Consider the following 7,693-nt stretch of genomic DNA (forward strand, 5'->3'; position numbering starts at 1 on the left):
CGTCACCGACACGCTGGACCTCGCCCTGGCGGCTTCTGGTTGCGACAGCGCCACGGGGCTGCACAAACCCCGGTTACTCAGCGACAATGGCCCCAGCTACATCGCGGGTGAGCTGGCGGAATACATCGAGGCCCGGAAGATGAGCCATGTCCGCGGCGCCCCGTGTCATCCCCAAACCCAGGGCAAGATCGAGCGCTGGCACCAGACCCTGAAAAACCGCATCTTGCTGGAAAACTACTTCCTGCCCGGCGACCTCGAAGCCCACATCGAGGCCTTCGTCGAGCACTACAATCACCAGCGATACCACGAGAGCCTGGCCAACGTGACGCCTGCCGACGCCTACTTCGGCAGGCTCCGGCAATCATCAAACTGCGCGAAAGGATCAAGCGACAGACCATCGAACATCGGCGCTTGCAGCACCGCAAGTTCGCCGCCTAACATCAACCCCCTGACGAGGTCCGCACTCCGCTAATCTACGCCGCGAGTTGTGCCGAATGTTCTGACGACGGACAGTCCCTTGCCGCATGGCAACCTCCCCTCCTTGGCCCCGCCCTCGCTGGCGGGGTCCTTCTTTTAGGCCCGGCGTGCTGACAATCGCGGCGGCAGCCGGCTTCTATCGCGGCCGCACCGCCATTGGCACATAGACGAGCAGGAACAGCAGGAAAGCCGCCGCCCACAGCCCGCCCGCGGCCGCAATGACCGTCAGATAATCGAAGGGCAGCAGCGGCGCGACCACGCGCAGCAGCGCGCCCGCGTGAACGAGAATATAGATGAGGACCGTCGCACGGTCGGCCTCGAGCGGACAACCGGTATGGCCGCGCGTCGCGCGCGTCATCACCGCCAGCGTCATCGCCCCCATCGCGCCCGCCCCGAGCGCATGAATCGCGCTCGACACCGGCAGCACCGGATGCAGCGTCGCGCAGCCGAGCAGGATCAGCCCCGTCGGCAGCCACGCGTAGGAGATGTGAAGGACGAAAACGAGCGGATCGCTGAGCGCCTTCATCCCCGCCCAGCGCGCGAGGCGAATGAACTGGAGCACGCCCGCCGCGATCAGCAACCCGGCTGCGATGGCGCTGGCTGGCTCCGCGACCCACGCCGCGAGCGCGAGCGCGGTGGCGCCGATCACCGCCATGTCGAAGCGGTTCGGCAAGGTCGGCAGGCCCTCGCTGCTCCCCCGTCGCATCAGCCAGTTGCGCGTGAAGGCGGGGGTGATGCGCCCGCCGATCAGCGAGATCAGCAGCAGGATCAGCGCAAAGCCCAGATGCACGCCGAGCGCGGGGTCGGCGAGCGCCCCCATCATCGCGGCATGATCGAGCGCGCAGGCGGCGGCGAACAGGAAAAGGATGATCAGGATCGGCTTGTTGCGGTTGCCCGAGGCGAAAATCTCGCGCGCCGCATAGGCGAGCAGAATCAGCAGATAGACGACATCGAGCACCGCGCCGACGAGCGGCGGCACCGTCGCCGAAAAGAGGATCGCCAGCCGCGCCGCCAGCCACAGGCCGCCGACCGCCGCGACCCGCCAGCCCGTCACCGTCGGCCGCCCGGTCCAGTTGGGCATGGCGGCGCTGACGAAGCCGCCGATGATCGCCCCGAGATAGCCGAACAGCATCTCGTGCTGGTGCCACGCGAGCGGCTCCATCGCGATCGGCAGCGTCAAGCGCCCGCCAAGCGCGCCGACCCACAAAGTCACGACGACGACCGCCCACAGCGCGCCGCATCCGAAGAGCAGGCGATAGCCGCCGCGCAGCCAGAGCGGCGACCGCGCTCCGGCATCGGGCGCCGCGGCGGCCATCATCGCCATATTCATGCCCGCGCGCCCTTCCGCCACAGGCCGAGGATCACGACCTGCCACGCGATCGCGACCGCGCCGACGATGAACACCACGTCGCCGAAGGTGCGGACCCAGCGCAAGGTTTCGAGGAAGCCCTGCTGCAGGAAGGTATCGCTGCGCGCATACCACATGCCGGTGGTCACGCTCGCCTCGAACTGGAACAGGCCGACCGGCAGCAGGCTGGTGAAGATCATCAGCACCAGCCCCGCGTTGAGCCCCCAGAAGCCCGTGCGCATCAGCCGCTCGTTGAACGCGATCTCAGGCCGGATGTAGCGCAGCACCAGCAGGGTGAAGCCCAGCGCGAGAAAACCGTAGACCCCGAACAATGCCGCATGGGCGTGAACCGCGGTGGTGTTGAGCCCCTGGAGGTAAAAGAGCGCGACCGGCGTGTTGATCATGAAGCCGAAGACCCCGGCGCCAAGCATGTTCCAGAAGGCGACCGCGACGAAGCATATCAAGGGCCAGCGCAGCGAGCGCATCCACGGCGCGCGGTCGCGCAGGCTCCAATGCTCCCACGCCTCGTAGCCGAGCACGATCAGCGGTACGACCTCGAGCGCGCTGAACGCCGCGCCGACCGCCATCACCGGGGTCGTCGTCCCCGAGAAATAGAGATGATGGAAGGTGCCCGGCACCCCGCCGACCATGAACAGCGAGGCCGAAGCGAGGCTGGCCGCGGTCGCGATCCGTTTCGACACGAGGCCCATCGAGGCGAAGATGAAGGCGATGGCGGCGGTCGCGAAGACCTCGAAGATGCCCTCGACCCACAGGTGGACGACCCACCAGCGCCAATATTCCATGATCGTGATGTGGGTGCGCTCGCCGTAGAAGAGACCCGAGCCGTAGAAGAGCCCGATCGCGACCGTCGAGACGGTGAGCAGCAGGAGCAGGCTCCGGTCGCCTTCCTTTTCGCGCCGCAGCGCGGGCATCATGCCGCGCAGCATCAGCACCAGCCAGAAGAGCAGCCCCGCGAACAGCGCGATTTGCCAGACGCGGCCGAGATCGAGAAATTCATAGCCCTGATGCCCGAGCCAGAAGCTCAGCCTCTCGGGCATCGCGTGCGCGATGGCGAGATAATTGCCCGCGAACGAGCCGGCGACGACGAGGATCAGCGCCCAGAAGAGCAGGTCGACGCCGAGCTTCTGATGCTTCGGATCGCCGCCGTGGACCACCGGCGCGAGGAACAGCCCGGCGGCGAGGAAAGCGGTCGCTATCCACAGTACCGCGCTCTGCACATGCCAGGTGCGGGTCAGTGCATAGGGGAACCACTGCGAGACATCGATGCCGTAGAAGCTCTGTCCCTCAATCGTGTAATGCGCGGTGAAGCCACCGATGAAGACCTGGAAGATGAACAGCGCGGCGACGACGAACAGATATTTGCCGAGCGCGCGCTGCGACGGGGTCAGCGCCGCGAGCGTCAGCGGATCCTTGTCGGCAGGGGCGAGCGGCGTGTCTTCGTGGCGGCGCAGAAACGCCCAGCCCCAGATCAGCGAGCCCACGCCCGCGATCAGGATGACGACACAGGCGAGCGACCAGAGAATATTCTCCGGCGTCGGCTGGTTGCCGATCAACGGCTCGGGCGGCCAGTTGTTGGTGTAGGTCGCGACCGTCCCCGGCCGCTCGGTCGACGCCGCCCACGCGGTCCAGAAGAAGAAGTCGGCCAGCTTCTGCCGCTTCTCCGCGCTCGGCAGCGTATCCTCTTTCATCGCATAATTATCGCGCATTTCGCGCAGCGCCGGATCGGTGCCGTAGAGCGCGTCATAATGCGCCGCGACGATCGCAAGCGCGCGGGCGCGGCGGTCCGACACGGTGACGACGCCGGTCGCCGGATCGAGGGCGTTATGCCGATATTCCTGCTTGAGCTGATAGGTCAGCGCCGCCTTCTGCTCGACGGCAAGATCGTCGAACGGCTTGCCATAGCCGTCCTCGGCCGCAAGGCTCAGCCAGGCGGTGAGTTCGCGGTGCAGCCAGTCGGCCGACCAGTCGGGCGCCTGGTAGGCGCCGTGGCCCCAGATCGAACCGAGCTGCATCCCGCCGGTGCTCTGCCACGCCGCCTGCCCCGCCATGATATCGTCGTGGGTCATCAGGAGCGCGCCCGAGGCGCTGACGACCTTCGCGGGGATCGGCGGCGCCTTGCGATAGACTTCGGCGCCGGCCACCCCCAATATGGCGAAGGTCACGGTCAGCACCGCGATCAACGTCCACCAAAGCTTGCGATATTCGCCCATTGCAACCCCCTGTTTCTAAGCCATTATCTGCAGAACATGCGATTAGCCCGCCGGCGCCGCGGCCTCGGCACCGGGTTCGTCGAACAGGATCGTCAGCAGCAGCGACGTGTCCGCGACCGCTGCGAGCGCATGCGGGGTTCCCGGTTCGAGGAATAGCCAGTCGCCCGCCCGAAGCTCGGACGGCGAGCCGCCCTCGAAACGCACATGGCCCGCGATGCAGTATAGCGTCATCGATCCCGTGACCTGATGCGGGGCGATCGAGCTTCCGGCGCGAACGACGAGGTGAATCGCCTCGAATGACGCGGTGCGCGCGAGCGCCACGCTGTGCGTGGCGGCGTCGCCAACCGGTCCGAGCCGGGCAATGTCGCCCGAGCGGCAATGGGGCTGTGCCATCGTCAGGCGCGCACCCAGCGGCGAGCGAGGCGCCTTGCACGCGCGAGCGTCTCACCGATCGACCGGCGCAGGAGCAACACAGCGCCATCCTGTCGTAAGGGCGCGGAGCGCCGCAGATCGAGCGGTCCTGATCCGATCACTTCTCCGCATTCGGGACAGACCATGCCATCCTCCTTCGCCTGTTTTCGCCGGGGTCCTTCCGATCCCCGATGGCGACGCTTCTAGCACAGGCGCGACACGCCGATTTGCGCTGGCGCAAAGAGCTCCACTTTTGCTCCGGCGCCGTTAGAAGCGAGTCATGGCCGCCCGAACCTCCGTCGATCCCAGGACGATCCGCACTCTCGCGCTGCTGGCCGGACTGCCGTCGGCCACGCGCGAAGAGGTGATCGCATCGGGACGGTTGCGCGAACTGCCGCATGACACCCGCATTTTCGGCCAGGGCGAGCGCGCCGGCCGCGCGCACGCGCTGCTCGCAGGCTGTGTGCGTATCTCGCAGGTTGGGAGCGACGGCGAAGAGATACTCGTGCGTCTTATCGGGGCCGGCGAGATTTTCGGCTGCGTCCCGTTCCTCACCGACGGGCTCTATCCCGCCGATGCGACCGCGATGGTCGACTCGGTCGAGATCAGCTGGGATCCCGCCGATCTGCTCGCGCTGATGCGGCGGCAATCGCAGGTCGCGATCAACATGGCCGGCATCATCGGCAAGCGCCTCGGCGAAGCGCAGGAGCGATTGCGCGAGCTCGCGACGCAGAGCGCCGAGCGCCGCATTGCGCGGACGCTGCTGCGCCTGCTCGAACAGGCCGGCTGCCGTGACGACGAGGGCGTGCGGATCGCCTTTCCGCTCCGGCGCAAGGACATCGCCGACATCGCGGGGACCACGCTCCACACCGCGAGCCGAACGCTCGCCGAATGGGATCGAAGGCGGCTGCTGGTCAGCCGGAATCAGCATCTGACGATTGTGTCGGAGGCGGAGCTACGGCGCATCGCCGAACGGACGGCGGACTGAGCGAGGTTGCTGAACCAGCGGCATAATCCGCATCCGTAAGCCGAGGCCCCCGCGCTGCCCGGCCCGGCGGCGCGACGGACCGGGAACCACACCGCTTGCGCGGTTGGAAGGCTAGCCCGCTTTTTCCCGATCGAAACGCCGGCCAATCCGTCAGACAGACCGCGCGCACTTGGTCGCGTTAAAGCACCTCCCTGTCAGCCTAACGCGGCATTAAGCCTCTTTTATCTTTGAAAGCGCCCGTCGCGCGCGCAACCTGCCCGTCTTGGTGTCGTGCCAGAACAGCGGATGCGCGCCGTCTCCTTGACGGCGAAGCCCTCCCAAAAATCGCAACAGCATAGCTAGATAGCAGGAGAGACTGCCATGCCTCGTCACGGCGTATATCCGCGCGACATCGTTCCGCCGCGCTCAAAATATTCCGACGCTGGCCGCTTCGGCCGCATGTTCGGCGAATTGCCCCCCTTCGCCGCCGATACCCCCGATGTCCGCGCCGCGCTGATGGAGATCGGCAAGCCTGGCGGGATCATGGATTCCAAGGACAATCTGGCCAAGACGCCCGCCGAGCTCATCACCAACCCGGCGCTGTCGGCGAAGAACAGCGACAACCCCAACCTGACCGCGGGCTTCACCTTCCTCGGCCAGTTCCTCGACCATGACATGACGTTCGACCCGACCTCCAGCCTCGAACGGCAGGCCGATCCCGAACAGATCGCCAATTTCCGCACGCCGAGCCTCGGCCTCGACAATGTCTACGGCGCCGGGCCGGGCGGCAGCCCGCATCTCTACGACACGCAAGGCGGCAAGGGCGGCAAATTCCTGCTCGAAGCGACGGGCACCGCGAACAAGTTCGACCTGCCGCGCAACAGCCAGAAGGTCGCGTTGATCGGCGATCCGCGCGATGATGAAAATCTCATCATCAGCCAGCTCCAGGTCGCGTTCCTGAAATTCCACAACGAGGTCGTCGATTATGTGAAGACCAAGATCAAGCTGACCGGCTCCGACGAGATTTTCGCCGAGGCGCAGCGGATCGTGCGCTGGCATTATCAATGGATCGTAGTCCATGAGTTCCTGCGCCGGACCTGCGGCGATGCGGTGGTCGACGATGTGCTGCAGAACGGGCGCAAATATTACAGCTGGCACAACGAGCCCTATATTCCGGTCGAATTCTCGGTCGCCGCCTATCGTTTCGGGCACAGCCAGATCCGCCCGTCCTACCGCGCGAACTTCACCGGCAACGGCGGCAATCCCTTCTTCGCGATGATCTTCAAGCCCACCCCGTCGGACCCCGACGATCCCGACGACCTGTCGGGCGGCTGCCGCGCGCCGCGGCGTTTCGTCGACTGGCCGACCTTCTTCGACTTCGCCGACGGCAATGTGAAGCCGAACAAGAAGATCGACACGACGCTGTCGACCGCGCTCTTCCGCCTGCCGGGCTCGGTGGTGCCCAACCCCGATCCCAAGACCAACCCGGCGTCGCTCGCGCAGCGCAACCTGCTGCGTCACCTGACCTTCGCGCTCCCCTCGGGCCAGCGCGTCGCCCGCGCGATGAAGCTGCCTGAGCTGTCGAAGGGCGACCTTGCCGACCTCAAGCCTCACGGCTTCGACGACCGCACGCCGCTCTGGTTCTACATCCTCCGCGAGGCGCAGACGGTGGAGAATGGCGAGCGGCTCGGCCCGGTCGGGGCGCGGATCGTGACCGAGGTGTTCCTCGGGCTGCTCCACGGCGACAAGGGCTCCTATCTGGCACAGGATCCCGAATGGCAGCCCTTCCTGCCGACCGTCGATGCGTCGAAGACGGGCGACGATTTCAGGATGGTCGACCTGCTGCATTACGCGAAGGTTGCGTAGAGAGCGGTCCGCGAAGATTGGCCGCCGGCATCGTGCGCCTATTGCCGGCGGCCAATTTGTGCCCTCCCCCCCCCCCCCGGGATTATCGCCTCGCGCGGATGCAGCCTGCCGGGGGATGCGTTTCGGTCGACGTGGACTTCGCATTACTCGATCGGCGCGTATGCATTCTCGATCGCGAAAGGTCGATCCTCGGCAATTTCATGCGGCTGAACCCCGATTCCAGCGAAAATGCATGGCCGTGCAGGTCAAATCCGCGGCAACGAAGGAGACATTTCTCGATTTGTCTGCCGTCAGCACCAATGGCACAGATTTGAGGTTGTGATTTAAGGAGGATCTGGGCTTCGTCGTAGTGACGAAGGAACGAAGATGAAGCCCAGATCCTCCAATGTAAAA

The 7,693-nt window shown here is 65.9% G+C and carries 5 protein-coding genes and 1 pseudogene; 3 read left to right on the forward strand and 3 right to left on the reverse strand.

All coding sequences use genetic code 11. The features are described from left to right. Positions 1–438 (forward strand): annotated as a pseudogene (locus ACREB7_RS19990) (integrase core domain-containing protein); the annotation flags it as partial. Between the two features lie 175 nt (positions 439–613). Here ACREB7_RS19990 and ACREB7_RS19995 read toward each other — a convergent pair. The 3 genes from ACREB7_RS19995 to ACREB7_RS20005 are packed head-to-tail and all read right to left on the reverse strand — an operon-like array spanning position 614 to position 4,449. Next, a complete protein-coding gene (locus ACREB7_RS19995) occupies positions 614–1,807 on the reverse strand; it encodes an NnrS family protein (protein ID WP_003039370.1) in 1,194 nt (397 codons plus the stop codon). Next, positions 1,804–4,056, reverse strand: coding sequence for a nitric-oxide reductase large subunit (locus ACREB7_RS20000; protein ID WP_003039373.1), 2,253 nt, complete (start codon positions 4,054–4,056; stop codon positions 1,804–1,806). The genes ACREB7_RS19995 and ACREB7_RS20000 overlap by 4 nt, the downstream gene beginning before the upstream one ends. 42 nt (positions 4,057–4,098) lie before the next feature. After that, entirely contained in the window at positions 4,099–4,449 is a 351-nt protein-coding gene (locus tag ACREB7_RS20005) for a cupin domain-containing protein (protein WP_003039377.1), read from the reverse strand. Between the two features lie 298 nt (positions 4,450–4,747). Between ACREB7_RS20005 and ACREB7_RS20010 the strand changes: the two genes are divergently transcribed. Together ACREB7_RS20010 and ACREB7_RS20015 are read left to right on the forward strand one after the other, a co-directional pair. After that, on the forward strand, positions 4,748–5,455 hold the full coding sequence (locus ACREB7_RS20010) for a Crp/Fnr family transcriptional regulator (protein WP_003039380.1): 708 nt from the start codon (positions 4,748–4,750) through the stop codon (positions 5,453–5,455). Positions 5,456–5,815: 360 nt separating this feature from the next. Further along, entirely contained in the window at positions 5,816–7,300 is a 1,485-nt protein-coding gene (locus tag ACREB7_RS20015; protein ID WP_431594015.1) for a peroxidase family protein, read from the forward strand. Positions 7,301–7,693 lie beyond the last annotated feature (393 nt).

Source organism: Sphingopyxis sp. (assembly GCF_050725615.1).
GTDB lineage: Bacteria > Pseudomonadota > Alphaproteobacteria > Sphingomonadales > Sphingomonadaceae > Sphingopyxis.